The 26323-nt window shown below is 44.0% G+C and carries 27 protein-coding genes and 1 pseudogene; 6 read left to right on the forward strand and 22 right to left on the reverse strand.

The genetic code is table 11. The features are described 5' to 3' along the window. The coding region (gene sstT / locus Xhom_RS05985; RefSeq protein ID WP_099139656.1) for a serine/threonine transporter SstT at positions 1 to 1109 on the forward strand (1109 nt) is incomplete at its 5' end. 85 nt (positions 1110 to 1194) lie between these two features. Here sstT and Xhom_RS05990 read toward each other — a convergent pair. After that, the gene (locus Xhom_RS05990; protein ID WP_069317828.1) at positions 1195 to 3216 is read right to left on the reverse strand and encodes an NADPH-dependent 2,4-dienoyl-CoA reductase; all 2022 of its coding nucleotides are present in this window, start codon (positions 3214 to 3216) and stop codon (positions 1195 to 1197) included. Between the two features lie 321 nt (positions 3217 to 3537). On the opposite strand from Xhom_RS05990, the gene Xhom_RS05995 reads away from it, so the two are divergent. Further along, positions 3538 to 4134 (forward strand): GNAT family N-acetyltransferase, encoded by a 597-nt coding sequence (locus Xhom_RS05995; RefSeq protein WP_069317829.1) that lies wholly within the window; start codon positions 3538 to 3540, stop codon positions 4132 to 4134. A 32-nt stretch (positions 4135 to 4166) separates the two neighbouring features. On the opposite strand, the gene Xhom_RS06000 is transcribed toward Xhom_RS05995, so the two are convergent. From Xhom_RS06000 to Xhom_RS06010, 3 genes are all read right to left on the reverse strand, one after another. Then, positions 4167 to 5105: a VirK/YbjX family protein gene (locus tag Xhom_RS06000; RefSeq protein ID WP_069317830.1), complete on the reverse strand. Its 939-nt coding sequence runs from the start codon at positions 5103 to 5105 to the stop codon at positions 4167 to 4169. 291 nt (positions 5106 to 5396) lie between these two features. Then, the gene (locus Xhom_RS06005) at positions 5397 to 5831 is read right to left on the reverse strand and encodes a GNAT family N-acetyltransferase (RefSeq protein ID WP_069317831.1); all 435 of its coding nucleotides are present in this window, start codon (positions 5829 to 5831) and stop codon (positions 5397 to 5399) included. Between the two features lie 345 nt (positions 5832 to 6176). Further along, a complete protein-coding gene (locus tag Xhom_RS06010) occupies positions 6177 to 7355 on the reverse strand; it encodes an MFS transporter (protein ID WP_069318552.1) in 1179 nt (392 codons plus the stop codon). A 402-nt stretch (positions 7356 to 7757) separates the two neighbouring features. Between Xhom_RS06010 and Xhom_RS06015 the strand changes: the two genes are divergently transcribed. Beyond that, positions 7758 to 8600 (forward strand): HNH endonuclease, encoded by an 843-nt coding sequence (locus Xhom_RS06015; protein WP_069317832.1) that lies wholly within the window; start codon positions 7758 to 7760, stop codon positions 8598 to 8600. A gap of 154 nt (positions 8601 to 8754) precedes the next feature. On the opposite strand, the gene Xhom_RS06020 is transcribed toward Xhom_RS06015, so the two are convergent. From Xhom_RS06020 to Xhom_RS06105, 18 genes are all read right to left on the reverse strand, one after another. After that, positions 8755 to 9984: a beta-ketoacyl-ACP synthase gene (locus Xhom_RS06020; protein ID WP_069317833.1), complete on the reverse strand. Its 1230-nt coding sequence runs from the start codon at positions 9982 to 9984 to the stop codon at positions 8755 to 8757. Continuing rightward, entirely contained in the window at positions 9981 to 10712 is a 732-nt protein-coding gene (locus tag Xhom_RS06025) for a 3-ketoacyl-ACP reductase FabG2 (protein WP_069317834.1), read from the reverse strand. The genes Xhom_RS06020 and Xhom_RS06025 overlap by 4 nt, the downstream gene beginning before the upstream one ends. Beyond that, a complete protein-coding gene (locus Xhom_RS06030; RefSeq protein WP_069317835.1) occupies positions 10709 to 11185 on the reverse strand; it encodes a hotdog family protein in 477 nt (158 codons plus the stop codon). Before Xhom_RS06030 ends, Xhom_RS06025 begins: the two co-directional genes overlap by 4 nt. Next, complete coding sequence (locus Xhom_RS06035) at positions 11185 to 12351, reverse strand: beta-ketoacyl-[acyl-carrier-protein] synthase family protein (protein ID WP_069317836.1); 1167 nt, start codon at positions 12349 to 12351, stop codon at positions 11185 to 11187. The genes Xhom_RS06030 and Xhom_RS06035 overlap by 1 nt, the downstream gene beginning before the upstream one ends. 3 nt (positions 12352 to 12354) lie before the next feature. Continuing rightward, positions 12355 to 12933 carry a DUF3261 domain-containing protein gene (locus Xhom_RS06040; RefSeq protein ID WP_069317837.1) on the reverse strand — a complete coding sequence of 193 codons (579 nt, stop codon included), beginning with the start codon at positions 12931 to 12933 and terminating at the stop codon, positions 12355 to 12357. Further along, complete coding sequence (locus Xhom_RS06045) at positions 12930 to 15254, reverse strand: MMPL family transporter (RefSeq protein ID WP_069317838.1); 2325 nt, start codon at positions 15252 to 15254, stop codon at positions 12930 to 12932. Before Xhom_RS06045 ends, Xhom_RS06040 begins: the two co-directional genes overlap by 4 nt. Then, complete coding sequence (locus tag Xhom_RS06050) at positions 15226 to 15834, reverse strand: outer membrane lipoprotein carrier protein LolA (RefSeq protein WP_069318553.1); 609 nt, start codon at positions 15832 to 15834, stop codon at positions 15226 to 15228. The genes Xhom_RS06045 and Xhom_RS06050 overlap by 29 nt, the downstream gene beginning before the upstream one ends. Positions 15835 to 15860: 26 nt before the next feature. Further along, the gene (locus Xhom_RS06055) at positions 15861 to 16283 is read right to left on the reverse strand and encodes an acyl-CoA thioesterase (RefSeq protein ID WP_069317839.1); all 423 of its coding nucleotides are present in this window, start codon (positions 16281 to 16283) and stop codon (positions 15861 to 15863) included. Positions 16284 to 16286: 3 nt separating this feature from the next. Further along, on the reverse strand, positions 16287 to 18011 hold the full coding sequence (locus tag Xhom_RS06060; protein WP_069317840.1) for a glycosyltransferase family 2 protein: 1725 nt from the start codon (positions 18009 to 18011) through the stop codon (positions 16287 to 16289). Next, entirely contained in the window at positions 18002 to 18361 is a 360-nt protein-coding gene (locus Xhom_RS06065) for an ApeI family dehydratase (protein ID WP_069317841.1), read from the reverse strand. Before Xhom_RS06065 ends, Xhom_RS06060 begins: the two co-directional genes overlap by 10 nt. After that, positions 18348 to 19730, reverse strand: coding sequence for an AMP-binding protein (locus tag Xhom_RS06070; RefSeq protein WP_069317842.1), 1383 nt, complete (start codon positions 19728 to 19730; stop codon positions 18348 to 18350). Before Xhom_RS06070 ends, Xhom_RS06065 begins: the two co-directional genes overlap by 14 nt. Beyond that, a complete protein-coding gene (locus Xhom_RS06075; protein ID WP_232326171.1) occupies positions 19727 to 20305 on the reverse strand; it encodes a COG4648 family protein in 579 nt (192 codons plus the stop codon). The genes Xhom_RS06070 and Xhom_RS06075 overlap by 4 nt, the downstream gene beginning before the upstream one ends. 41 nt (positions 20306 to 20346) lie before the next feature. Then, positions 20347 to 20610: an acyl carrier protein gene (locus Xhom_RS06080; RefSeq protein WP_418384812.1), complete on the reverse strand. Its 264-nt coding sequence runs from the start codon at positions 20608 to 20610 to the stop codon at positions 20347 to 20349. Positions 20611 to 20624: 14 nt separating this feature from the next. Then, positions 20625 to 20882 carry a phosphopantetheine-binding protein gene (locus tag Xhom_RS06085; RefSeq protein ID WP_069317844.1) on the reverse strand — a complete coding sequence of 86 codons (258 nt, stop codon included), beginning with the start codon at positions 20880 to 20882 and terminating at the stop codon, positions 20625 to 20627. 18 nt (positions 20883 to 20900) lie between these two features. Further along, positions 20901 to 21692: a lysophospholipid acyltransferase family protein gene (locus tag Xhom_RS06090; RefSeq protein WP_069317845.1), complete on the reverse strand. Its 792-nt coding sequence runs from the start codon at positions 21690 to 21692 to the stop codon at positions 20901 to 20903. A gap of 1 nt (position 21693) precedes the next feature. Further along, entirely contained in the window at positions 21694 to 22413 is a 720-nt protein-coding gene (locus tag Xhom_RS06095; RefSeq protein WP_069317846.1) for a beta-ketoacyl synthase chain length factor, read from the reverse strand. A gap of 13 nt (positions 22414 to 22426) precedes the next feature. After that, the gene (locus Xhom_RS06100) at positions 22427 to 23500 is read right to left on the reverse strand and encodes a methyltransferase (RefSeq protein ID WP_069317847.1); all 1074 of its coding nucleotides are present in this window, start codon (positions 23498 to 23500) and stop codon (positions 22427 to 22429) included. A 252-nt stretch (positions 23501 to 23752) separates the two neighbouring features. After that, positions 23753 to 24142, reverse strand: coding sequence for a hypothetical protein (locus Xhom_RS06105; RefSeq protein ID WP_069317848.1), 390 nt, complete (start codon positions 24140 to 24142; stop codon positions 23753 to 23755). Positions 24143 to 24772: 630 nt separating this feature from the next. On the opposite strand from Xhom_RS06105, the pseudogene Xhom_RS45700 reads away from it, so the two are divergent. From Xhom_RS45700 to Xhom_RS06120, 3 genes and pseudogenes are all read left to right on the forward strand, one after another. Further along, a pseudogene (locus Xhom_RS45700) lies at positions 24773 to 24983 on the forward strand (acyl-CoA carboxylase biotin carboxyl carrier protein subunit); the annotation flags it as partial. After that, entirely contained in the window at positions 24931 to 25200 is a 270-nt protein-coding gene (locus Xhom_RS06115; protein ID WP_069317849.1) for an ogr/Delta-like zinc finger family protein, read from the forward strand. The pseudogene Xhom_RS45700 and the gene Xhom_RS06115, both read left to right, overlap by 53 nt. A 686-nt stretch (positions 25201 to 25886) precedes the next feature. Continuing rightward, on the forward strand, positions 25887 to 26171 hold the full coding sequence (locus Xhom_RS06120; protein WP_069317850.1) for a VapA/VapB family virulence-associated protein: 285 nt from the start codon (positions 25887 to 25889) through the stop codon (positions 26169 to 26171). The last annotated feature ends 152 nt before the right edge of the window (positions 26172 to 26323 follow it).

The raw sequence follows: 26323 nt of genomic DNA on the forward strand, positions 1-26323 counted from the left end.
GATTTGTGACAATAACGGCAATAGACGTCAGCTTTGGCCATGCTTTACCCTTAAAAGGCGGGAAGCATATCACAACAACTAACTATTTAATACATGACCGTGTTCTCTCGATTTTATTTCTCTATATTATTGGAACATTTCTGGCAGCATGTGTAGCTGTTTTTGGTAGTATGCTGTTCCCGTCAACATTGCGTTTGATGGTTAACGATATACAAATATCACCACCAGAAAACATTATTGAAGTCCTGAAAGGGGTGTTGCTCAATGTAGTGGCTAACCCCATTGATGCATTACTGAATGCCAACTATATCGGTATATTAGTATGGTCAGCAGGTATAGGTATTGCTTTACGTCATGGAAAGGAATCAACCAAATTTATAGTTCAGGATTTGGCAGAAGCGGTGACAAAAATCTTGCGTGTGGTGATTCGTTTTGCACCTATTGGTATTTTTGGATTGGTATCTGCAACGATTGCTACAACAGGATTTGATGTTTTATTAGGTTATGTACAATTATTGTCGGTATTACTGGGTTGCATGATTTTAGTTGCTTTAGTAATTAATCCATTAATTGTTTTTTGGAAAACTCGTCGTAATCCTTACCCTTTGGTTTTTACCTGCTTGCGTGAAAGTGGTATAACTGCGTTCTTTACTCGTAGTTCTGCGGCAAATATCCCGGTTAATATGGCAATGTGCCGTCGTATGAATTTGAATGAAGACACTTATTCTATTTCTATCCCCTTGGGAGCGATTATCAATATGGGAGGTGCCGCAGTTACCATTACCGTATTGACATTGGCTGCTGTGAATACATTGGGTATCAGTGTTGATCTGCCAATGGCAATTTTATTGAGCGTGGTTTCTGCGGTTGCTGCATGTGGAACTTCGGGGATTGTCGGAGGTTCCCTATTGTTGATTCCATTGGCATGTAGCATGTTTGGCATTTCTAACGAAATCGCCATGCAGGTTGTTGCGGTTGGTCTGATTATTGGTGTGTTGCAGGATTCTGCTGAGACAGGTCTGAACTCTTCCACTGATGTATTGTTTACCGCTGCGGCCTGTCAGGCAGAAGATGCCCGCATGACGGCTGATCAATTGGCCCAGCGTTAATCATTTGTGATAATGAAAACGGTGATAATTTGTATTCGAAGGGTTATCACCGTTTTTCTTTCGGCTTTTAGCCAAATCTGACTTGCTACACTTTAAATGCCAATCGGGTTCCCTGATCGATTGCCCTGCGGGCATCCAATTCGGCTGCGACATCTGCTCCGCCAATCACATGTACACTTTTGCCCATGGACTGTAGGGGTTGATAGAGTTCTTTCAGTGGCTCCTGTCCTGCACAAATAATAACGTTATCCACTTCCAGACATTGTTGCCCATCACCACGACGAATATGTAGCCCCTGATCATCTATTTTCAGGTATTGGGTGCTGTTTAGCATCGTCACGCCGCGCATAGCAAGACTGGCCCGATGTACCCAGCCAGTGGTTTTTCCCAAACCATTTCCGACTTTGGAATCTTTGCGTTGTAACAGGTAAATTTTTCGTGGCGAACGTTCTACCTGTGCTCCATCCGGCTGTAATCCACCTCGGTGTGCAACTGTCCGATCAATTCCCCACTCATGACTAAACGCGTGACTGCTCAGGCTAGTGCTTTGCCCACTTTGACTCAGGTACTCGGCAGTATCAAATCCAATGCCTCCTGCGCCGATAATAGCGACACGTTTTCCTACGGGACGTTTGTGTTTCAATACATCAAGATAAGTCAGTACTTTTTCATGAGTAATACCATCAATATCAGGGGTACGTGGTTTGATTCCTGTCGCGATGATGATTTCATCGAATGATGAAAGTTCGTCGACAGTTGCAGTGTGATTAAGATGGATTCTGACGCCGTTCAGCGCCAGTTGGCGCTCAAAATAACGCAAGGTTTCATGGAATTCTTCTTTGCCGGGGATTTGTTTGGCGATATTAAATTGCCCGCCAATTTTGTTTTCCTTTTCAAACAGCGTGACATGATGCCCCCGGTTGGCTGCGGTGACAGCAAAAGATAATCCCGCAGGTCCTGCACCGATGACCGCGATGGTTTTAGGTATTTGTATCGGCGCTGCGATAAATTCGGTTTCATGACAGGCGCGTGGGTTAACCAAACACGATGTCAGCTTGCCAACAAATATTCTGTCCAGACAAGCTTGGTTACAACCGATACAGGTATTGATTTCGTCAGCGCGGTCTTGTTCCGCCTTCAAGACAAACTCGGCATCGGCAAGGAAAGGGCGGGCCATTGACACCATATCGGCACAACCTTCGCTGAGAATTTGTTCCGCAACTTGGGGATCATTAATACGGTTAGTGGTAATTAACGGGATCTTCACTTTTCCCATTAATTTTTGGGTAACCCAACTGAACCCCGCTCTTGGTACCATCGTCGCTATCGTCGGGATACGGGCTTCATGCCAGCCAATACCGGTATTAATAATGGATGCACCAGCCTTTTCAATTTCCTGTGCCAGTTGTTCGATCTCTTGCCAGTTAGAACCATCTTTCACTAAATCCAGCATGGAGAGGCGATAGATGATAATAAAATGTTCTCCTGTAATGGCGCGGACAGCTTTGACAATCTCCAACGCAAAGAGCATACGATTTTCAAAGGTTCCTCCCCATTTATCCTGTCGATGGTTCGTATGAGCAACCAAGAATTGATTGATGAGATAGCCTTCTGAACCCATGATTTCAACGCCATCATAGCCAGCTTGTTGTGCCAGTTGGGCACAGTGGGCGAAATCGTTGATCGTCTGCTGAATATCCTCTTCGGACATTTCACGGGGAACAAAGGGATTAATAGGGGCTTGAATCGCGGAAGGGGCAACCTGATTTTTTTGGTAGCTATAACGCCCGGCATGTAGGATTTGCAGGGCGATCTTCCCTCCAGCCTGATGTACTGCATCGGTAATGAGCTTGTGGTGGGGTAGGGAATCTTCACTATTCAGAACACTTGCACCAGCTGAAACAACACCCTGACGGTTTGGTGCGATACCGCCTGTCACGATCAATGCGACGCCACCAGCCGCTCGTTCTGCATAGAACTGGGCCAATCGTTGAGCTCCATCAGGATGTTCCTCAAGCCCGGTATGCATTGATCCCATCAATACACGGTTTTTTAGTGTGGTAAAGCCCAAATCCAGCGGTGCAAGCAGGTGAGGGTAATTGCTCATTGCATTCTCCATCAAATATTTGGTGGCTTAAAAAGTATTATTATTTTCCGTATGACTTAATTTTTCGTATAACTTAGCTAATGATTAAGTGGTCGGATGAGATATTTGTCAAATTTAGACAGTTCCCGCTTGATTGGAATCATTTTGTTAAGTGATTGTGACAAATATCATGAAATAGAGTATCAATTACCTTGTAATAAGACTCATTCAATCTATTTTGGATTACTGTGCCTTTTTTAACCTTGCATACTGTCTTAACTATGCATACTGCTAATGTATCCTTCAGTAATAGCAAAAAATGAATACGGATAGGAAATGTATATGAAAAAAATAACTGACTGGGCCACGTTGACAGGTAAGAGTGTGACTTTAGTACCTTTGGCACATGACAGACATGATGAATTCGTGTGTGCTATTGAGGAGGGGCAGTTACATAAATTGTGGTATACCAGCGTACCTGAACCTATCAATGTTCATGTGGAAATTGAGCGTCGTTTAGCTTTGCATGTAAAGGGGAGTATGTTGCCGTTTACTGTTATCGATAATGCAACAGGAGCAGTTGTCGGGATGACAACTTATATGAATATTGACGCTAATATTCCCAGACTGGAAATTGGTTCAACATGGTATGCGCGTTCTGTACAAAGGACAGCTATCAACACAGAAGCAAAATTTCTGCTATTGCAGTATGCATTTGAAGAGCTGGGGTGTATTGCGGTGGAATTCCGTACCCATTTTCTGAATCATCAGAGTCGTAGGGCGATTGAGCGGTTGGGTGCAAAACTGGACGGTATCTTGCGCAATCACTTGCGTGCTAAAGATGGCTCAATACGCGACACATGCGTCTATAGCATTCTGGACAATGAATGGCCAGCCATTAAAACTCATATCGCATGGTTAATGGCTAAGCCACGTTGAATTGTAGGTCGGGCATGCTTTTCTGACAATAATTAAGCAGTAAGGGATGCCTTAATGCTGTTTTCCAGCTCATCCAGTAATTGATAACGTCGGCGATATTCAGCGCGTTTTTTGCTGGGGATATCATCCAGCGATTTTCTTTCTATGCTTGATGGCAAATGGAAGTCATTATTTTCCTTTCTGACCCCATTTAAGGATTCCCAGAAGGAGTTATAATCGGCCACCATCTGATCCTTCTTCTTATGCCAATAGCGGATACTGCGGTAAATATGCGTTTCGTTACTGACTGCTAAGATTTGCTCACAATTAACATGATCGGCAAAACGGCAGAGAGCTTCAATTAATAGACGCTTGGGAAATAACCCATAACACTCTTTGGTTGCATTACGGATAATTTCCAGTGAATTATCCCCTTTGGTCGGGCCTTGTAATACCCCAATAAATAATGTTTGTTTACCCTCCAGATTTAGTAAAGTGAATGCACACTTCGCCAGAATGATATTTTCTGCGGTAGTAATATATAAAGAAAGTTCACCTTCTTTATTCAAGTTATCTAGTGAATCAATATATATCTCAAATGATTCATTCTTACCTTGAATAGTTGCTAGCAGATAGGAATCAGCATCAAATATATTACTGATAACGGCAGGTTCTAATTGTTTGAATAATAATTGATAATGCTCTTTGAGCGCACAAACAATCTGTTTACGTTTAAAATTAATACTCAAGTATGGGCGATGTAATTTGCAAGGCAAACTGGGCTGCTTGTTTAAAATATCCAGATAGCGTGGTGTCTTAGCAAGGCTATCCAAGAGTTGTAACGTAGAAATCGGGGTTAGCATGCTGCGTAGAGCAAACTTAGTTCGATTACTGGAAGAGTGCCAATGTTCCCCGGGAGCAACTCGCTTTACGATAAGATCAGCAAAAAGCTTCATCCCTGAAGAAGAAACAGGTTGTTGTAGATAATTCATTAATGATCAAACTCAATAGAAATTAATAGACCTATACTCTTCATCTTTCAAATGACAATTTGATTTGAAGGATAAAAAATACATACCGATGTTATTATAACATCGATTTATTAAGTATTGCTTAAATGTTTGTAAAATAATCTCTTTCTCTAATTTTATTTATTTCTATGTAATAAAATTGATTAGGTATATTCCCTGCCTGACAAGCCTCAGAGTGATTTTTGATACTCTGAGGCTTACAACCCATGATTGAGTGTTGTTTGGGTGAGGTTGAATATTGGGAGAGTATTGTTAAGCTAATTTCATATGCAGTAGAGGAAATGGATTACCTTGCCCATCAAGCTCTGAGCGAGAAAAAACCTGAAATCCCAGATATTGATAGAAACCTACACCTTGTACATTTTGTTCATTGACATCCAATTCATTGATCCGTAATTCATCAATAGCAAATGTCAACAACAGCTTGCCGATACCCTTTCCCCTAGCCTGTGGAGCAATAAACAGCATTTCTACGCGGTGTTGGTCGGTACTGACAAACCCTACGATATTCTGCTGCTCATCTACGGCCTTATAAACAGTGAGATTGGGTAGGTAATCGTTGAGGATCTGTGGGCGCAAAGTTTCAATCATGCCATTAGGCAAAAAATCATGAGTGGCAAGTACAGAGGCTTCCCAAATCTGCATTAATGTCGCGAAATCAGCTTGGGTGGCTTGTTGTATTTGCATTTTATTACCTCCACATTTTTACCGTTTCCGGTTTTCATGTTGAACATTTTCGCGGCTATCTTAAAGTAAAAATGATGAAATGCAATTCGAACAGAATGAATGCCTTGGTTTATCACAATGATAAATTTCACACCCAGTAAGTTAAAATATAAGTTTAAGTAAACAAATAATCCATATACATAGTTGTTTCCAAAAATACCTAGCTGTTCCCAAAAAGGGTTCATTATCTGAGGAAGCTCCTAATTGCGTCGCCAAAATAAAAAGCGCCGCAGATTGCAGCGCTGTCATAATATTGCTGATTATTTTTCTACTACTTGCTGGCTAATACATTTACTGACTAATACATTAGCTGACCAGCACACGGCCTTTGCGGTTCAAACTTGCCAGTAACATGTAAATTGCAGTTACCAACAGAACAAAGAAGAAAAAGCTCATTAATCCATTATCTTGCGATGTAAAATAATGTTGAAACATAATCGATTGTTGCAGCATAAAATGCCCGGCAGCCAGTGGGCCGATCGCGGAACCAATACTGTAACTTAGCAACATCACTTGGCTTGCTGACACAATGTAAGACGAGTCCAGATTGTCACAAGCGAGCGTGATCGCGATGGGGTAAAGTGCGAAAGAGGACATCCCCAATAATACTAATGCGATGATCATTACAGCATAATGTTCAGAAAGATAGGTCATTCCCACGGCGAAAACACCCAATAGTGAGACCACCGCCAGTAGAAATGTTTTGCTTACCATGACAGACAACTTGCTGACAATTGGCTGTATAGCCATCCCACCCAGAATAATTGCTGCCATCAAGACACCGACCTGATCGGTATTGAAATGACTTTGGCTTAGCGATAAAGGCATCAAACCGTAGATGGTGCCCATGACAATTCCGGATGTCATGCAGCCAACGATGGCGGGTTTGCTGAATCGGGTGATTTTTTTCAGCGATAAACTCTGATGACTAAGCGCTGGAGGTTGCCCGTGACGCACGAATAATGGCGGCAAAATCGCTAATAACAGCAGTACTGAAATCACGATAAAGGGGATCATTCCTTGCGTACCGACATACCCAATCATCAACTGACCAAGCGTAGTTCCCCCGTAGAGGGATGTCATGTAAAAACTCAGGCGCTTGGCTCTCTTTTTGGGATTATTGCCAATTAACAGCCAAGACTCCACCACGACAAAGATCCCGGCAACGGCCACACCCGCTATACAGCGTATCAGCAGCCAGATATCTTTATGCGGAAAAAAAGGTAACGCAATGACTGTTGCCATCAAAAGTAACAAAAAAACAATAAATGAAAGACGGTGCCTGATTTTTGCAATAATAGGTTCAATCATCATTGAGCCTATTAACAAACCGACATAATAAGCACTGGCTAACCAACTGGCATAAACAGTATCGATATTAAAACTTGCCATAGACAAAGGAATTAGGCTCATCAGGTAACCAGAAGCAATTGCAAAAACAGTCAAGCCAGTGACAGGTACAAATGCACTGTCATTGTTGCGCAGCAGTTTTTTCACTACTGTCGTCTCCACATAAAAAAATCGGCCAGAAATGCGCTGCTTTTCATCAAGATTTTGCCGAATGGCGGCCAAGATATATGCCAAGGACTGGTATATATCGTGGTGATTTAAGCAGTAGGTCAGTTACTCAATAGCTTTGAGTGACGCGGACTATAGCTGTTTATTTCGAAGAGATACAACGAGAAAAACTGATACTCATGAATGAAAAGATTTATGAAGAGTAGGATATTAATAGAAAGATAATTATTATCATTATTTGAGAGGGTATTTCCATAGTACATAATTGCACTTTGGTGAGTATGATGCAAAAGTTTAACTTATATTAGATCAAGGTTTTCTTTTCAATTCTCTTAATAGTTTAGTGAGAAAAATCAATGAGAAATATAAATGAAAAACATAAATGATCTTAAGTCAGGTGATGAACTTAATAATGCGTTTCTTTGTGAGATTTTCGGTTGCGGGCCACAAGGTGGAATGCGTCGTTCACACAAAACAAATACCTTAGTTATTGTTTCAAATCATTTAAAGTCGATTTATGACGATCGATGGATAGGGAACATTTTACATTATACTGGCATGGGGGCTAGAGGTGATCAAACATTGACATTTCAGCAAAATAAAACTCTTTCTGAGTCAAAAAGTAATGGTGTCAAAGTTCACCTTTTTGAAGTGTTCAAGAGCAAAAAATATACCTATGCTGGTGAGGTTGAGCTGGCTGTTGATCCCTATATTGAACAACAACTAGATAAAGAAGAAAATGAGCGTTTAGTTTATGTATTCCCAGTAAAACTGATTAAAGAGGAGCGAGTTGTTTCAGAGTCTAATATTTGTTCTATTTATGAACAAAAAATGCGTAAGGCAAAAAAACTCAGCGACGATGAACTGAAACAATGGGCTAAACGTAGCAACAAAAAACCAGGGAGTTTTACTCAGTCTTCGATTAGATATGAACGTAATGTTTGGGTAGCAGAGTTTGCTAAACATGTAGCAAAAGGTGTGTGTCAGCTTTGTTTATCACCAGCTCCTTTTTATAATGCAAAAGGTGTGCCCTATTTAGAGACTCATCATATTATATGGCTGTCAAAAGATGGCGACGACACTATAGAGAATACTGTTGCACTTTGCCCTAATTGTCATAAGAAAATGCATATTGTCGATGCGGAAGAAGATAAGCGAAAGCTCCGTCAACGAGTGATTGAGTTATTAGATGAAAATACGCATGTAGCTTGAGATATACGACCACCTCGATAGGACGGGGAGTAGTCACAATGTTAAGTGAACTAGGGGAGTAAGTCTGATTTTAGAGTGTGATGTATTATTAATATGAGTAAAAACAAGTGGTTATATTTTAAATTCAATTCAACCCCTTGTTTTTTTGTTTAAGTCACGACCAGCGTTGAATCACTAACGAAGTATTAATCCCACCGAAAGCAAAATTATTACTTTGAATGAATTCCGTCTGGATTGTACGAGGCTGGTGCATAATGTAATCCAATTCACCACAGGCGGGATCAATTTCATTGAGATTGATAGTCGGTGCAAACCAGCCTTCATTCATCATTTCAAGGCTTAACCATGCTTCAAGTGCACCACAGGCCCCCAAAGTATGGCCAAAATAGCTTTTCAGTGAAGAAATAGGCGTATGGTTGCCAAAAATATTGGCAGTGGCTTGGCTTTCCGCCACATCGCCGCGATCAGTTGCTGTTCCGTGAGCGCTGATATAACCGATATCGGTTGGCTGCAAGCCGGCTGATTTGAGTGCCATTTCAATACATATCTGCATGGTTTCAGATTTTGGCTGAGTAATATGGGCAGCGTCACAGTTAGTGGCAAATCCGATAATTTCACCATAAATCTTGGCGCCACGAGCCTTGGCGTGCTCCAATTCCTCAATGATCAATGTGCCAGCACCTTCGCCAATGACCAGCCCATCACGATTAATATCAAAAGGGGATGGCGTGGTTTTGGGGGCCTCATTTCTTTGGCTGGTGGCAAATAAAGTATCAAATACTGCCGCTTCGGATGGACATAATTCCTCAGCACCCCCTGCCACCATGACGGTTTGATAACCGTGGCGAATCGCTTCCCACGCATAGCCAATCGCCTGACTACCAGAGGTACAGGCACTTGATGTTGGGATCACCCTGCCACGTAGACCAAAGAACAGCCCTGTGTTGACGGCAGTAGTATGTGGCATCATTTGTACATAAGTTGTACCCGTGATGTTATTGGTATGCTTTTCTGTCAGCATGGTCGCGAATTCACTGACAGGTTTGGTACTGCCTGTTGAAGAGCCATAGGCAATACCCGTTTCCCCGTTTGTCAGTATGGGATCACTGAGCAGACCAGCCATCTCTAAAGCCAGTTCTGTGGCCCGTGTTGACATCAGGGAAACACGTCCCATGGAGCGAATGCGTTTGCGGGTATAGTGTTCAGGTAAAATGAAATCCGTGACGGGCGCTCCGAGATGGGTATTCAGCCCGTCATACTCTGCCCACTCAGGCATTTGTTGGATTGTATTGATACCAGCTTTCAGACCAGCAGAGACAGATTGCCAGTCGTGACCCAAAGCGGTGATACCGCCCATTCCAGTGATGACTACCCTGCGAGTCATAGCATCCCTCCATTGATTGAAATCACCTGACGAGTCACATAGCCCGCAATATCAGACATCAAATAGCTGGCAAGACCGGCAACTTCATCCACTTGTCCCATACGTTTCATTGGGATCATATTCATTGCTTCTTTCAGAGCCGCTTCTTCCATTTGGATCATATCCGTACCAATCAGCCCCGGCGCAATGCAATTCACGGTAATTTTTCTTTTCGCCAACTCGATTGCCAGTGCTTTTGTTGCGCCGATAATGCCCGCTTTGGCGGCACTGTAATTGACCTGTCCGCGATTTCCCATCAAACCAGACACCGATGACAGCGTGATGATGCGGCCGCCTTGACGCAAGCCAATCATCGGCATCACGCAAGGATGAATAACATTGTAGAAACCGTCCAGATTCGTGTGAATGACACTGTCCCAGTCACTTCCTTCCAACGCCGGGAATGCGCCATCTCTGGCAATGCCAGCGTTGCAGACAATACCGTAGTAAGCACCCTGGGTTTCGATATCGTTTTCCAGCACCTTACGGCAAGCCTCGCGATCTGAGACATCAAAATTCAGCACCCGGCCATTTCCCCCGTTTGCTTGGATCTGTTCCAGTGTTTTTTCTGCGCCTTTAGCATCGCTATGATAATGAACGACGACGGTAAATCCGTCTGCTGCCAGTTGACAGGCAATTGCCCTGCCGATCCCTTTACTGGCACCGGTCACTAGAACTGAACGCATTATGCTACTCCATCCCGTTGAAATAATTGTTTAAGTTCTGTTGTATCTGGTTGGTAGGTATTTAGGCGGCCTGTTGCCAGAACAGTGTCATTGCGACTAATTACCCCTTCAAAACTGCCAAATTTTTCATCTTGCATTAATAAATTCATTTGGATATCCAAAACGCTGCCTTGAGTGAAAAAGGCGGCTTGGCACCGGACAGCTCGCCCACCCAGCAACATACCCAGTGCGGAATCTTCTTCTTTTCTTTTCTTACGGTGCCAGCCAGACCAGATACCGATAGTCTGTGCCATAATTTCAATGGCAAACCAGCCAGGTAAATGACCTTCTTCGTTGAGATAGGGGGCCAGAACTCCATCTTTACTGACAGTGACTTGGCAACGGACATGGTCGCTGGTAACACCGATAACTTTTTCCAGTAATACCATGGGAGCTTCATGGGGCAGATAGCGATCTACCGATAAATAGTCAGACATTATGCAATTCCCAATATCAGGCTGGTATTGTTTCCACCAAAGGCAAAAGAATTCGACATCACAATCGGTTTTTCCAGAGATTGTGGTTGGGTTAGCAGCCCACAAGCGGTCAGTGAAGTATCGATTCCTGAGCGTGAAAAATCCTGAGCTGGCAGAAGCAGGTTATGCGTTAGCAGCAACCAGCAAAGCCCTGCTTCACATGCGCCCGCTGCTCCCAACGTATGGCCGGTTAAATACTTGGTTGAACTGCATGGGGTGTTTTCACCAAAAATTTGATTGATAACGAGAGACTCCATCTGGTCATTTAATTTTGTCCCTGTCCCATGCAGGTTGATATAACCGATCTCAGAGGGAGAAATTCCGGCACTATCCAATGCCATATTGATGGCTTCAATGGCCCCTTTTCCTTCTGGATGAGGAGCAGACATATGCCATGCGTCACTGGATTCTCCTGCGCCGAGTAGTGCAATGGGATGGGGTTCTCGTGTCAGCAACAGTAATGTTGAAGCTTCCCCGATAGTAATGCCTTGGCGATCTTGGCAAAATGGTTCACACAGGGTGGAAGAGAGTGACTCAAGGCTATCGAAACCGTTGATTGGCATACGACTTAGTGTGTCAGCGCCTCCTACAATGGCGACATCTACCATGCCCATCTCAATCAGGCGCTGACCACTGATAATTGCCCGTGAACTGGACGAGCAGGCCGTGGAGAGGGTAAACGCAGGCCCATCAATACCGAGGTAGCTGGCAATAAACCGGGAAGGATCGCCCAGTTCCTGTTGGTAATAGTGGTAATGTTCATCAGCTTGTTGATGGAGTGCCCGGCTGACATGTTGATCACCTTCTTCGAGACCGGATGTACTGGTTCCCATGATCACCGCAATTCGTTCCCGTCCGTGGCGGGCAATAGCCTTATCCACCTGTGGTTTTATTTGCATCAAGGCAGCCAATAGCAAGCGATTATTGCGGCTATTGTGCTTAAACAAAGGTTCAGGGATAGCTGGAAGTTCACCGTCAACGCCGCCCAAACAACAGGTTTTATCAGGCTGTAACCAGCCAGAGCGCTCATACATGCCAGGTGCCTGACCGAGCATGAGATTCTGGGCGATCTCATCCATATAATTACCCAAGGCATTCAGCATACCCACCGCAGAAATATAAATCATGTTTTACTCTTCCAGATGCTGAATGGCGATGTCATAACCAAAAATGAATTGCTGGACGCGGATCGGGCGACGTTTGCCATTTGGGCTATCATAATGAATTTCTGTGATTAGTTTACCGTTCTTGTCATGTAGCTGACGGAGATTACCGCTGTCTTTGAGTGCCCATCCTGCGGGAAGCTGAGTCTGCCAGGCAGAAACAGGCCAGTAACTGAGCATGATATCAGCCAATACTTGATTAGCGGGAGGAAGCTCCGGCAAAACAATGGATTGTTCGGCATGAATACCGTTTTGATCATAATCCAATTTGAACAACCGGATCCCCAGAGAAGATAAACCGGCCAGTGATAAATGCTGTTCATTGGCGTTGAGCAACACAATCAGTGATTGCTGCTTACCTTTCACCGTCGCTGTCAGTAATTGCTGCTCATTAATGGCAGGGGTAATACCCGGCTCAGGCAATGAAACGCGCACACCCGGTTTAAGCCATGCGCTGGGCGTACCATTTTGCGGAAAACCGCGTTGGGAAAAATGGGCACACGCTGCCAACAGGCAAGTCAGGGAGAGAATGAGTAACCGTCTCATGATTTCTTTTTCCTTTTTTGGCGTTCAGGCATTGCCAATGGTGATAGCAAGAATGCGGTAAAAATCCCGCTGCATAACACGATGCCAAAGCTACTGATGGCTTGGGTACTACTGAAGACCAACATGCCCAGCGTCAGCAAGGAAGTACACATTGCGACACTGATTGCCAATAGAGAAGTCAGCGGCGTGCCACGAGGATTGCTGAAAAACAGGGTATAGTTGATGCCGATGCCAAGTACCAGAACCAGCGCCAATATTGAGAACAGGTTAAGGCTATAACCACTTAAGCCGAGAACCGCCAGCCCGCATCCGAGGGAGAGCAGTGATGGCAATACATTGATGATGCCACGGCGCAGGCCGAGCCGTACGATATAGCTAATTGCGATCAGCATCACTGAACCGACCAACAACCAGCCAAGCATGGTTCGGTAAAATTGAAACATTTCATCGAAAGCCAGCTTGCGATCGACCCAACTGACACCCTCCTGTTCTTCTGCCAATTGGCGCATCAGCACACTGTCTTTAACGCCGTTGACGGGGAGCAAGACACCGCTTTGGCCATTGGGCAATGTTATCCACATCAGGCGCCAGCCTTCACTGACGACACTGTTGAGCCAGTCATTCGGCGTGACAGGTGTAGGATGGATATCAGGTTGCTTGATTTCCAGCCCGGCTTCTGCCAGACGAGCCATGATACTCGGGGTCGCCGCTTTGAGCAGGGCAAAATCCTTGTGTTGTTGCGCAAGAGATGTGAGTGGCAACTGCTGGTAATTTTTGATATTGCTTTGCTGTTTTGCCTCATCCAGTTTAGGAATAAAAGATTCCAACCGTTGCAACGTCTGCTCTGGATTGTCGCCGTAAATAACGAACCACTTTTGATCACTTCGCTGTCCGGTTAATTTTGCGATCTGTTTTTCCTGCTGGTGGATATCCTGTGGCAGAGCCTGTAATTGAGCAATGTCATCATTGATGTGCAAACGAGAGATCCCCAGTAAGGCAAAAATTGCCAGCACAGCGGGCAACCCCAGATAAAATCGCCGATTGCGCCGCCATAACGCCAACCAGCGCATTAACATGATCATGGCCGGAATTGGGCGTACTGGTAGGTTTTTAACCAGCTTGGGATACCAGCAGACGACCGTCAGGCAAGAGGCCGCCAAGCCTGCAGCGGCAAACACGGCCAATTGGCGCAGGCCGGGGAAAGGAGCAAACATCATGATCAGATAGGCAATGACGGTCGTTGCCAATGCCATTAACAGGGCAGGCAGAACTTTCCGCATACTTTGCCACGGTGTGACTTCCTGCCCGTGCACCATGCGCTCTGTCAGATAATAAATGGCATAATCGGCAGAAATACCGATGATGCTGATGCTCATCACCAACGTCATAAAATGCAGTTCGCCAAAGATCCCCAATGTGGCGACAGTTCCTGCCAACGCTCCAATACTGATGGACAGAACACACAACAGCAAAGGCTTCAGAGAGCGGAAAACGCCATAAATGAGCAGTAATACGCCAAGTACCGTTGCGCTACCCAAAGTGGAAATATCGTGTTTGGCTTGCTGAGTGGCGTAATTGCTGTAAAACAGCGTTCCCCGTGACATCACTTCGGCATCGGGAAATTGCACTTTCAGGGATTGCCGCAATTTATCCAGTTCAGTCACAGCATGATGGCCTTGCTGCATATCGAAAGAGGAGCTTGTAAGCTCTCCGTGGATTAGATACCAGCTTCTCCCTGAATCATCTTTGGCGACCAACCAGCCATTCTGGAGTCTCAGTTGGCTGGATGTTTGCTGGAGTGCCAATTGGGAGCCTCTGACCAGCATCAACGGGTCGTTACTCAATTCTTGCCCACTGACACCAGAAAATGCGGAATAAACCTGAGATAGTATCCAGTTTGCCTGCTGATCACCGGCATCTTTCAGCCTATCGCGGGTTGCTGTATCGAGCATCGCATAACGGTGTTCGTAGTAGAAACGTCCCCATGCTTGCTGTTGATCTGCCTCCATTGGCCCTTTGACTTGGGTCAGAAAGGGGGTTTTTTGCAGATGTTTCAGCCAGTATTGAGCTGGGGCGGTATCCTCTTTCTTCCCCGGACTGACCATCCACACCAATTGACGATCAAGGCGTTGCATGAACTGTTCTTGCAGCGCTGGTGGCATATCTCCGGCGCTTTGGGCAGGCAGCAATGCCAAAACACTGGTCGACAGACGAGATTGAGGTAGCATGATTAGCAGTGCAACCAATAGGATGCTGCAAATTAACAGCCAAAATAGTGCCAGCAGACGTGGCTCAGAACTTGAAGTGTTGCTCTTCTTCATTACTCAGCGTCTCTGGCGTCAGTCGGTGTTGGGTAAAAGACAGTTCGGTGCGATCCCCTTGGAGATCGGTGAGTAAAATGCCTTCAAGATTCGTTTGACCATTCAGGGTAATCGCCGTGAAAAGTTTGTCCAAAGGGGAAGTTTTAGGTGTCAGGACTAAACGCCATTTTTCCTGTCCGAGATCACTGAACTTGATGTTGAAATTTTCTTCCAACACGGCGCGATCTGCCTGAAACAACGCTCGCATCAGGTGATTGAATTGAAACAGTTGTGGATTGGATTCAGCGGTGATCACTTGGGGCGTTTGTCCCGGCATGATTTGCACCATATGGCTGTCATCCAGTACCAATGTCAAAGAGAACGGTTTTTGCTGATGCCACCATAGCCCTTTATGCTGTGAAACCAACATTTCACCACTGGAATGCAGAGGATGGGGCATTCCCTGTATTTGGCGTACTTGCGAGAAATCAGCCCGCACGACAGGTTGGTGCGCGAATCGTAGTTGTAGTTCATCCAGCGTAATGGCATACGCGACGTTATTGATTGCCAATCCATTGATTATAAAAAATATTGCTGTCAGAAACAGCGGTATCCATCGCCATTTTTTCACGGCCTGACCCCCATGCGTTCGAAGAGAATATCCGGGTTAACGAAGTTTATTTCCTTGGTTGTTTCGGAAACGGCGACCTGAATGGTGTAACCCGTGGTTGTTTTTTTGCCACTCGCCACATCAAAAATCTGATAAACAATTTTCAGGCGGTTTTCAAATTCCTCAATAGCGGCGCTTACACGTATTTTTTGTTCAAAGAACACAGGGTGACGGTACTTGATCCGGGCATCAACGACGGGCCAAACATAGCCAGATACACGCATTTCGCTATACCCATAATTGAATTGGTTCATCAGTGCTTCACGGGCAATTTCAAAATAGCGGAAGTAATTTCCATGCCAGACGACACCCATTGGATCGGCGTCATGAAATGGCACAGTTAATTCAACCTCAGCAGTAAAGCGAGGGGCAGTCAGCATTTTTTATTCCTTCGGTAATTGCCAAAAATCGAAAAAATTGAACCAATCAAGCGGAGATTGCAGGGCGTAATGTTCCAGACGGGAAGCATAATGATCCACAGCCTGTTGCAATGCCTGTTCTCTTTGTTTACGGGGCAGTTCCAGAGGATTGGCAAAAGGCTCACAATAAATCCTGAATTGGTTATTTTGTCGGAGTGCGAACATCAAAAGCACAGGGCAGCGCAACACCGAAGCAAGGACAAATGGCCCCTGTGGAAAGGGTGCCGCATGGCCGAGGAACTGGCTCCATACGATACGCTGGGGAGCGTGCTGAGAGGCACGTTGTGTATTGGCACGAGAAGATTTAACGGCAATCCGGTCACCGACAATGGCTACCCATTCTCCGGCATCAATTTTTTCTTTCAGCATAATGGCGGTATCAGCCCCGATATCTGTGACCGGTAATAAGTTGATACCCGCTTGTGGTGAAACTTCTTCAATAATCTGTTTGAAACGTTGGGCATGTTCCGTAAACACCAGTGCATTAATGGTTCGCTTGCCATCCAGTTGTGCCAGTGCCCGACAAACCTCGATATCTCCCAGATGTGAAACCAGCAGCAATTTCCCCCCTGAATGCCCATCCTGAAGTGTCTGTTCCGCGCCGTCTGCAAACTGGATATCTTTTCCCCATTTCAGATCACCACGCCAGCTTGCGATTTTATCCAGCATCGCACTGCCGAAGCGCAGGTAGTGACGGTAACTATCAAGACCGAGAGGAATGGCGATACCCTTGTGTTGCAAGGCTTGCTTGAGCCGCTCAAGATATTGGCGTGATGCCTGACGTTGTGCGCCCCCTGTTGCCCAAAAATAGCCAACGACAGGATAGAGCAGCCACTCAAAAGGCTTGCGTCCGAGCCATCGATACACTGACAGCATGAACTTCATGCCCAGCAGACCTTTGCGCTCTTTGATATCAGACCAATGATGGCGCTTATGCCACGGTTGCTTACGCCATAATAGGGACGGAATGCGCGGTAACATGCTGAAAAACAGACGGGTATGCATCCATGAGATGCTGAGATTATCCCGCAGGGCATCGAAATGGGACAGGCCATTTTCAGGATAGGTAACTTTTGTTGGCACGAATTCACTGGTTGTTCCCTGCCAATAGAGCCTGACCATGATTTCGATATCAAAATCCATCCGGCGCCCGACGTCTTTTTTCGCCAACAATTGCAGCGTGGGGGCTAATGGATAAACCCGAAAACCACACATACTGTCTTTGATGGAAAAAGAAAGGGTTTCCACCCAGACCCAAAAATGGGTGACATAACGTCCATAAAGGCGGGATTTTGGCACTGAAACATCATACAGCGGATTGCCGGAAATTAAGCGATTGGGATACTGCTGTGCCTTTGCCAAAAATAAGGGGATATCTTCGAGACAATGCTGCCCATCCGCATCAACCTGCAAAGCATGGCTATAGCCAGCATTCTCGGCAGCCCGCATTCCTGTCATGACAGCGCTTCCCTTGCCCTGATTATATTCAAGGCGGATCAGGGTGACATTCGAAATGGATTTTGCCAGCGCTTCAAGTCTATGTTGCGTATCTTGTTCACTGCCATCATCCACGATAAAGCAGTGGAGCAGGTAAGGGGATAGCCTTTCCAGTACCGCAGGCATGGTTGCACCGTGGTTATAACAAGGAATAACCACGCAGGGCGTAATCGGGTTCACGCTCAGCGCCATAACTTTATCTTTCCTTGGCTTGCTGTCTGGTATTCACCCCCGTTTGATGGTTTTACACCATAATTGAAAATCAGGAGATGCTTTTCCTCTTGCCATGCGATTTTCAATAGCAGTTTGTCTCCCGGTTGCAGGGGAAGCTGAAATTTCACCATTTCAATCGAAGAGAAAGACCAATCGGGTGTCAGCAGTGTTTGGGCATAATGCATAACCCAATCGATTTGGGCAACGCCCGGCAAGAGTGACTGAACGGGAAAATGCCCACGGAACCAAGCTAAATTGGGATCTAAATACAGCTTAATAATGGCTTTATTTTGAGTGGGTTGTTCGCAGTGAATTTCAGTGGGTTTCATTAAATAGCTCCTGTAATGCAGGCCATGAGCGCTTGCTTTGGGCATTTAAGGGAATGGTTTCGACAACTCGCCAGTAACGGGGCAATGCAACGGGTTCCAGCCAAGGTTTTAACTGGCGGTGCCAATCTTGTGAAAATTCGCGTGTTCCTTGTTGCTGATAACGTTTAAAGGTTTCGTGATCTAAAACGACTACCGCACCAATGTGATTGCGTTTTCTTCGACTGACGAGCAGAACAGCGGCATCAGTAATCCCATGAATTTCGCATAGACGACGTTCAATTTCGGACAGAGAGATACGCTTTTCTTCAATTTTTACCAAGCGGTCGCGACGTCCCAATAAAGTGAAATTGCCTTGGTTGTCGAAGGCAAATTGATCATCCAAGACCAAGCCCTCAGGATCTGTAAGCAGTGGAGAATAGACGCGGAGGTTTTTTTCTTTATCCTGTTGGAATGAAACACCTTTAAATCTTGTCCAGATAGTATTGTCCGTTATACGGTTGCGCCAGGCCATGATCCCCGTTTCGGTACAGCCATAAATTTCATGGGGGGCAATGTTGAGCCAGCGTATCACTCGTTCAGCATCTGCAAAATGCAAAAGTCCGCCCGCCGACACCACAAAAGGGCAATCCGGCGCTGGAAGTTTGTCATCAAGCCGCTGCAAAAATGCGGGACTGCTGATCAGCGCACAGCGTGGGCTATTGGCAAGTTGTTCGGGATACTCCACCATCTTGCGATCAAAGGGCAAACCCAGTGACATGGGTAACCATATGCGGAAAGTCAGGCCATATAAATGCTGATGACTGACTGAGGCTCTGACAACGCAGGATTGCAACTTATCTTCCCACAGGGAAGCCAGCCATTGTGTTTCCAGATCCATAGCTGCCACGGATTTGAGCACTTGCTGAGGAACACCCGTTGAACCGGAAGTGAACATCACTAAAGCGGCATCCGCTGGGATTTCAAGTAATGTGAAGTTTAGTGAGGATTTTTCTTGGCGCTCAATCTCTGGATTAGACGGCATAATCTGCCAACAAGGGCAGGATAATGTCAGCGTTAAATCCGTCAATATACCATCAAACAGTGATTGTTGTTCCTGCAACTGAGCTTCGCGACAATGCCCCGGAATAACCGGTGTTTTCCCCGCATACAGGGTTGCCAGCAGCGCGACACAGAAATAGTAACTATCCTCAAAACACAACGCCCAGCGTGAAGCTGAATACTCTGCCTGATGTGGGTCTGTCAGCCGCAAATATAGTGCGGTGACATCCTGCCGGAGTGTATTTAGATTGATGGGATATCCCCCCCAACTGATCAGCTTATGGGGGGAATGATCCTCTGATAGCCATTGGGATATGGATTGTGCTTTCATCTTTTTTTTACCCGTTGGCGTACCAGCCATTCAATGGTGATGAGCAGTCCAATCAATAGATAACTCACCATTCCGTTCCACAATGTCCACAGGGTCATATCGTTATACAGGCAAGTACCAAGCGCCACGGCACCATTGAAAATAAAGAACAGGCACCAGATGTAAGTGACTTTACGTGTGTAAACAATGCCCTCTGGGGGTAAATCAGGTTCTTTGAAACGAGCCATTCTTTCAATGATGGAAGGCCCATAACGTAATGAACTGCCAAACAGAATGAGCAGAATGACATTAACGGCCACAGGGTAGTACATCAGCAGTTGATGACTACGCAGGAACAAACTGGCTAACCCTAAAGCTATCCCTATTATGGACAATATCCACCCGGCATTAAAACCAGAATTCTGCTGACTGCGAGTCTGATGCTTGCTGGACAGGAGTCGTAAAACAAAAAACAGAATAATGACGGCCAGCATGGCATGAAATTGTCCGTAGTTGACCATCGCCCAGACCAAGAAAGGCCAGGCGATTAACATCACTGTATTGGCAATACGAAACAATAAAATCAACGGCTTCAATTAACTACCCAAATGTTTGCTGCGTGTTTCTGCTGCGCTGATTATTGTTCTTGCGACACTCGTTCTTGCAACAACTGTTCTACCGCATCCACAACGTCCTGAACGGTACGGACAGACTTGAATGCTTCCGGCTTGATTTTGCGTCCGGTTTTTTTCTGCAAATGGACAACCATATCTACCGCATCAATACTATCGAGTTCTAGATCTTCATAGAGTCGTGATTCGGGCGTGATATCTTCAGGAGAAAGTTCGAACAGTTGAACCAATAACTGAGACACCTCTTGAAAAATTGCGTGCTTTTCCATGATTCACCCTACAATTATGCTTGCTGCGACTGGATGTAAGCGGCCAGTGCGGCTACAGAAGAAAAGTGTTGGCGCATCTTTTCGCTTTCAGCGGATAACACAATGCCATAGCTGTTTTTGACTGCTAAGCCCAGTTCCAACGCATCAATGGAATCCAACCCCAAGCCATCACCAAATAGAGGCGCATCCGTTTCAATATCCGCAGGCGTGAGATCTTCCAGATTCAGGGTATCTATAATTAACTGTTTTATTTCAATGTGTAATTCTTGCATCATCGTATCCGACATCTATTAATGTGATGGTGTTAGTAGTTGAGTGAGCTGACGATTGAGTTGGCGGGCAGCGATGGCATGCCCATTCTCTGTATCGACAGCAAAATTTTCATTGGCGAGCTGTTCACCAATCGTTATCGTGTAAACAGGTTTTTTCGGAGGAATTTGATACCACTTGCTTTTTTTATCCAGCATCGTCTGGCTGCAAGTAATATGTATAATTCGCAAATTGCACTCACATCGCACGGCGATATTGGCCGCCCCACGTTGAAGTGAAATCGGTTGGCCCGGGGTAGTACGCGTTCCTTCTGGAAAAACCAAAATATTATAACCAGAAGCTAATCTCTCGCGGCAGACAGGAAGTAAAGTCTCTGCGTCGCTGTTGATGAGATAACGTGCAGAACGGATCACACCATTGACAAAAGGATTGCGCAGCAATGCTGATTTTACAATGCAATCCACATCCGGCAAAGTTGATGCCAATATGACGTAATCGAGCAAGGTCGGGTGATTAGCAACAATCAGACAACCTTTATCCGAGCGGAGCTTCTCCAGACCATTAAAATGGTAATCCAGCACGCCCAATTTTCTGGTCAGAAAAAGGAACAGACGAAAACTGAATGAAACACTATGACGCGCAAGACGGCGACGTTTGTTTTCATTACGTTGAAAAACCAGCAACAAATTGAACCAAGTCAGGGAGAGCAGTAACCCACCCAAGCCAAACAGGATAAAACAAAATCCTGTCATGGACAGACGCCAGAACCTGCTAATCAGTTCAGAGAAGCTGATTATAGTCTTTCTCGCCATTTTACCGACTCCAATGCCATTGGCAATGATCGCCTGAAACCGTGAAGCCCTGCTCGTTTCTCAGCCAGCCATAAAGAAATTGAAGTCCTTGGGGAAGGTGAGGTTCGGTTTCCAGTTCGGGCTGTCTTGTACACTGAAGAGACGAGCCTTGTTCCAGAAGCAAGGCCACCGAAAATGGATAAGTTGGGGTATTGGCACCTATGGCATTGTGATAAAAATCGGGGATCATGCCGTCAAAATCAACAAGCAGGACTTTACTGTGACCAGCGTGGAGCAGTGTCGATACTTCAAACAGTCCTTGCTGGAAACTGTCAATGCCTGCTGAAACCGATGAAGAAACCAGAGGTGCTTTAGCCACAATGGTGAGATTACCTACGGAGGAGTTGTGAACTGACATGGCAAAATTGGTTGGAGAAACACTCTCTGCCTGCGCCAGATTCTGCAAGATCTGATAATTGCGCTCCAGCTCACCGTGACGACTGGTATAGACAATAGCATCTACCTGATTACGGCGCAGAATGCTTAAGCCGCAATCCACGGCAAGACGGCTACCAGAGCTTAGACGCCGGGCTGTCATCATGGGCAATTGGGTGCATTTTGCCAACGGAAGTGATTTATCAATAGTGGCGGGTGAGGCCGCAGACCATTTTTCCCACTCTTCAGTTGTGGAAAGTCCCGGTGCGATGGCCTGCCAATCTGTAATATCCAATGTCAATTTCATGAAATACCGTTCGTTACTGCTTTTTGCAGATCAGTAATGTATGCCCCAGCCCTAACTGATCAATTTGGTTTTCTATCACCAACCCAGCTTTATTAAGGAAGCGGGTGAAATCATTAATGCTGTAAAAACGACTATTACCATTCGCCATGCAAGTAAAATAAAGCGAGGTGGCATTGAGGCTATAAGCAGCAGCTTCAAAAGGTTGGCAATCCCAGAACAGCTCCATAATGCAAATTCGGGCATCAGGTTTCATGGCTGCGGAGATCTTGCGTAAAATACCTACAATTTGTGTTTCGGAAAAGCAATCCAAGAACTGGCTCATCCACCAGATATCTGCTTCTGTGGGTAATTCGCTATCCGATAACATATCAACAGGATGACCAAAAATACGATCAGCTATACCGTGGCTGCGTATGTTTTCTTCAGCCAGTTTTATTTGCTGGGGTAAGTCCAAAATAGTGATGCTGACTTTACTGTCATATTGACAACAGCGCAACGCCCATTTGCCTGTATTGCCCCCAACGTCGTAAATCGATTGAGGATTCAGGAAGAAAACAGCTTTTAACGCAGCATTGAAAGCGGAGTCAGAATAGAAATGGTCAAATGAGAACCAACTTGTCTTAGCTGGTTCCGGTAATTGGCTCAGTGCCGGGTAGATGGTTGGCCATTCACCAAATACCTTTAAGCCAGAAGGTTGATTTTTTTGCAAAGACTCTTTTAGATAAAACAGGCCTTGGTAGCATACGTCCTGAGTGAAATCCATATTGACGCGGGTCATTTTATCATGTAGTAAATAGTGACCAACTTTGCTTAGAAAATAACGATCATCGTGCTTCAGAATAATTCTGCCGCTTAATCCCATGTCCAGCAAAATACCCACACCATAGCTGTCTAATTCTGAGTTATTACAGATTTCTTCTTTGGTTGCACCCTGTTTATGATTTTTATCTAAAAAAGATAAGATACCGAAATCGCGTAAATTTACTGCTGTTTGAAACAGCATGGGAGCAAAAGCAATGCGTTGAGCTTCTGTAATCGCTTCAAATGCACTGTATTCATCTTTGTCATAGTTGTGGGGTTTGGTCATATTCCAGATGTCCGATACGTCAGATAAATCCCTAAAGAATGAGAGCATAAGCCTATCTATACCTTCATCTTTCAAGCTGTCTCTTTTTATTGGCTTCGTTCATTCACCCCAGTCACAGAGTAAGCTATGCTTCTGGGAATTCATTCACTCGTCGCCTCAATGCAACTCGAAATTTATTAGGTATATTATTATTCCCTTTCGTATTGCAATATGAAGTTTATTGGGAATATAAGATAGGCTAAAATTTCGTATTTATTGATTGGCCATAGAGGCTAAACGCAGTTGAATATCATTATCCAGTGTTCTAACCCACTTATTGTACTTATGATGAATTTTTCCGTTGCGAGCTTTCAAGTGTTGGCTACCGACATAGTGAATTGTATAGTTTTTGTCAGTATAAGTAATGCGTACTTTAACATCATGGTTACGTTTTTTGAGAAGACCATCGATAATACCCGGAGAAACGTCAGTCATTATCCACTGGCGTTTTTGCCCCGCTTCCAAAATGGATTTTTTCACTGTAGGTAGTGAATTTTTTGTCACAATAGTTGTTTGTGGCGTTAATATTGGAGCAGTGCGTGCACAACCTGCGAGCATAGTGACACAGGCCAAACTGATTAATATTTTGGATGTGGTTTTCATATAGTTTTCTCTTGTTAGATGAGGTGGAAGCACAAGTAATTTATCTATTTTCTGCACATATATTAAATAAATTATTATGATGCTGCCACAATTAATTACCATCTCAATGTCACTTTGAGTTAGGTGATATACAATAAAGTGGTTGTTTATTGCTCATTGCGTTGCACATTATATTGCTCAGTTTTATGTTTATAATTTATCGTTATTTTTTTATAAAAGCTTGTCAAATAAGCTCTATTTTTGGTATTTCTCTACTGGTTTACTATTCGACAGGTAAATATGAGTTTGTGAAATTCGATTATTTATATATTGATAATGTTTTTTTAGGGTTTATCGTTACATTAATGATGACTTTTTAATATTGATGTATGGTCTTTTATTTTCTGCATATATGATTCATTAGTTATTAGAAATGATAACTTCATAATAATCACTATTTTTATTCGAATTATTCATTATTTTTATAGTGGATAATCCAATCTATAGTCAAAAAATTGCAATCCGCAATCCATTGAATGAATTTCCAGAAATATATCCAATAGATTTCGCACGAGTGAATCCAGCAAACAAAGTGGCAACTTAGAATAATGAAAGGTCAATCAGCACAATGACGGTTCATTGTATGTATGGCATATCTGGAAAGTATTGGTCAAATTAGGTGAGGAAGTGGCGGAAGGTCAGCCTTTGATCATTGTAGAAGCCATGAAAATGGAGCTGGCAATCCATGCACCACAATCAGGACGGGATCACACGCATCAACTGCCAGCAAGGACGAGCCGTCAGCCCCGGTGATACGTTGCTGTGGCTGGAAGCTGGGGACGACAAACCGGAAACATCCTGAAATTGCCGATCCTTACTGTGTGTGCTCTGACATTGAGTGTGGTTACCGATTTGTTATGAATTTGACTTTTTCACATACATTAAGCCCCAGTGCCAAAACTGGCGATAAATTGTTGCGGACTATTGTGAATAACCTCAATCTGCAACAACGTTTGGCGGCTTTAGCGTTATTGAAAGCTGACTCTGCTGCTTCATGCCAAACCATTTCTGAACGATAATTTACAGACAACAGCTCCTTTACAGTTCTTTGTTGGACTTTTGCGGGTGGATAATTATTGGTTTTCTTGGAATTCTGTTGGATATGAAAGCATTTCATCCACCTGTGCTTAATGTTCTGAAATAGGTTAATTTCACTAATGTTAATTTCTTGTTGAAAATATCCAGATTTATACTATATTTTTATTATGAAAAAAATATAATTATATTCTTCTCTTGAAAATTTTTGAGTATTGAGCGACTTTTTTTGTTTTTTTATAAAATAAAGTGCAGTCAAAAACAGATTAATAAATTACTCTAATTTATTAATAAACTGGAATCTGGGAGGCGGTGACATTACGTAATAAAAAGTAAAAATGTTTGTTGTTATATTAAATGTGACTTAATTATTATTCTGTTTGACATTTAATAAGAAAGAAAGAAAGAAAGAAAGAAAGAAAGAAAGAAAGAAAGTTTAAGTTTTAAATTGATCTTTCTCGTTTTATAAAAACGGGGTGTTATGAGAAATCTATTATCTACTGAATCAGAATCTTCTTTGCTTGTTGAAAAAGGACTGAAAATTATCGAGTCTTTATCTGAAGCAACAGCAGATAAGTTAAAATATAAAACGACAGATGATTCGATCATAAAGTTATCGGAATAAAATATAAAAATGTATAAGGCTTATTTGGATTTAACAAGTTAATTTTTGTACTTTACACTTACTCTAGAAGTTGATGGTGCAAAAACTTTTCATGGAAAGTCAGGAGGAATCGGATCTCCGGGAGTAGGCGGTTTTTCCGGTAATATTGTTCTTAGTTTGGATGATATTAGTCTAATTTATCAGGAAGCAACAACCTTTCTTGCAATGACAACACCTATATCTGTGTCTATGGCTTTTATAAATTCATCTTTAGATAAAATGGCACAGTTTGACGGGAGCGGATTAGGAACGATTTTTGCCACAATCATAGGTAGTGGTTATTGGGAATAGATTTATAAGAAAAAATTAACGCTTTGATATTAACAAATAACCGCTAATTATTTGGTCATGTATTAAATAGTTAGTTGTTGTGATATGCTTCCCGCCTTTTAAGGGTAAAGCATGGCCAAAGCTGACGTCTATTGCCGTTATTGTCACAAATC

It is taken from the genome of Xenorhabdus hominickii (assembly GCF_002632725.1).
Classification (GTDB): domain Bacteria; phylum Pseudomonadota; class Gammaproteobacteria; order Enterobacterales; family Enterobacteriaceae; genus Xenorhabdus; species Xenorhabdus hominickii.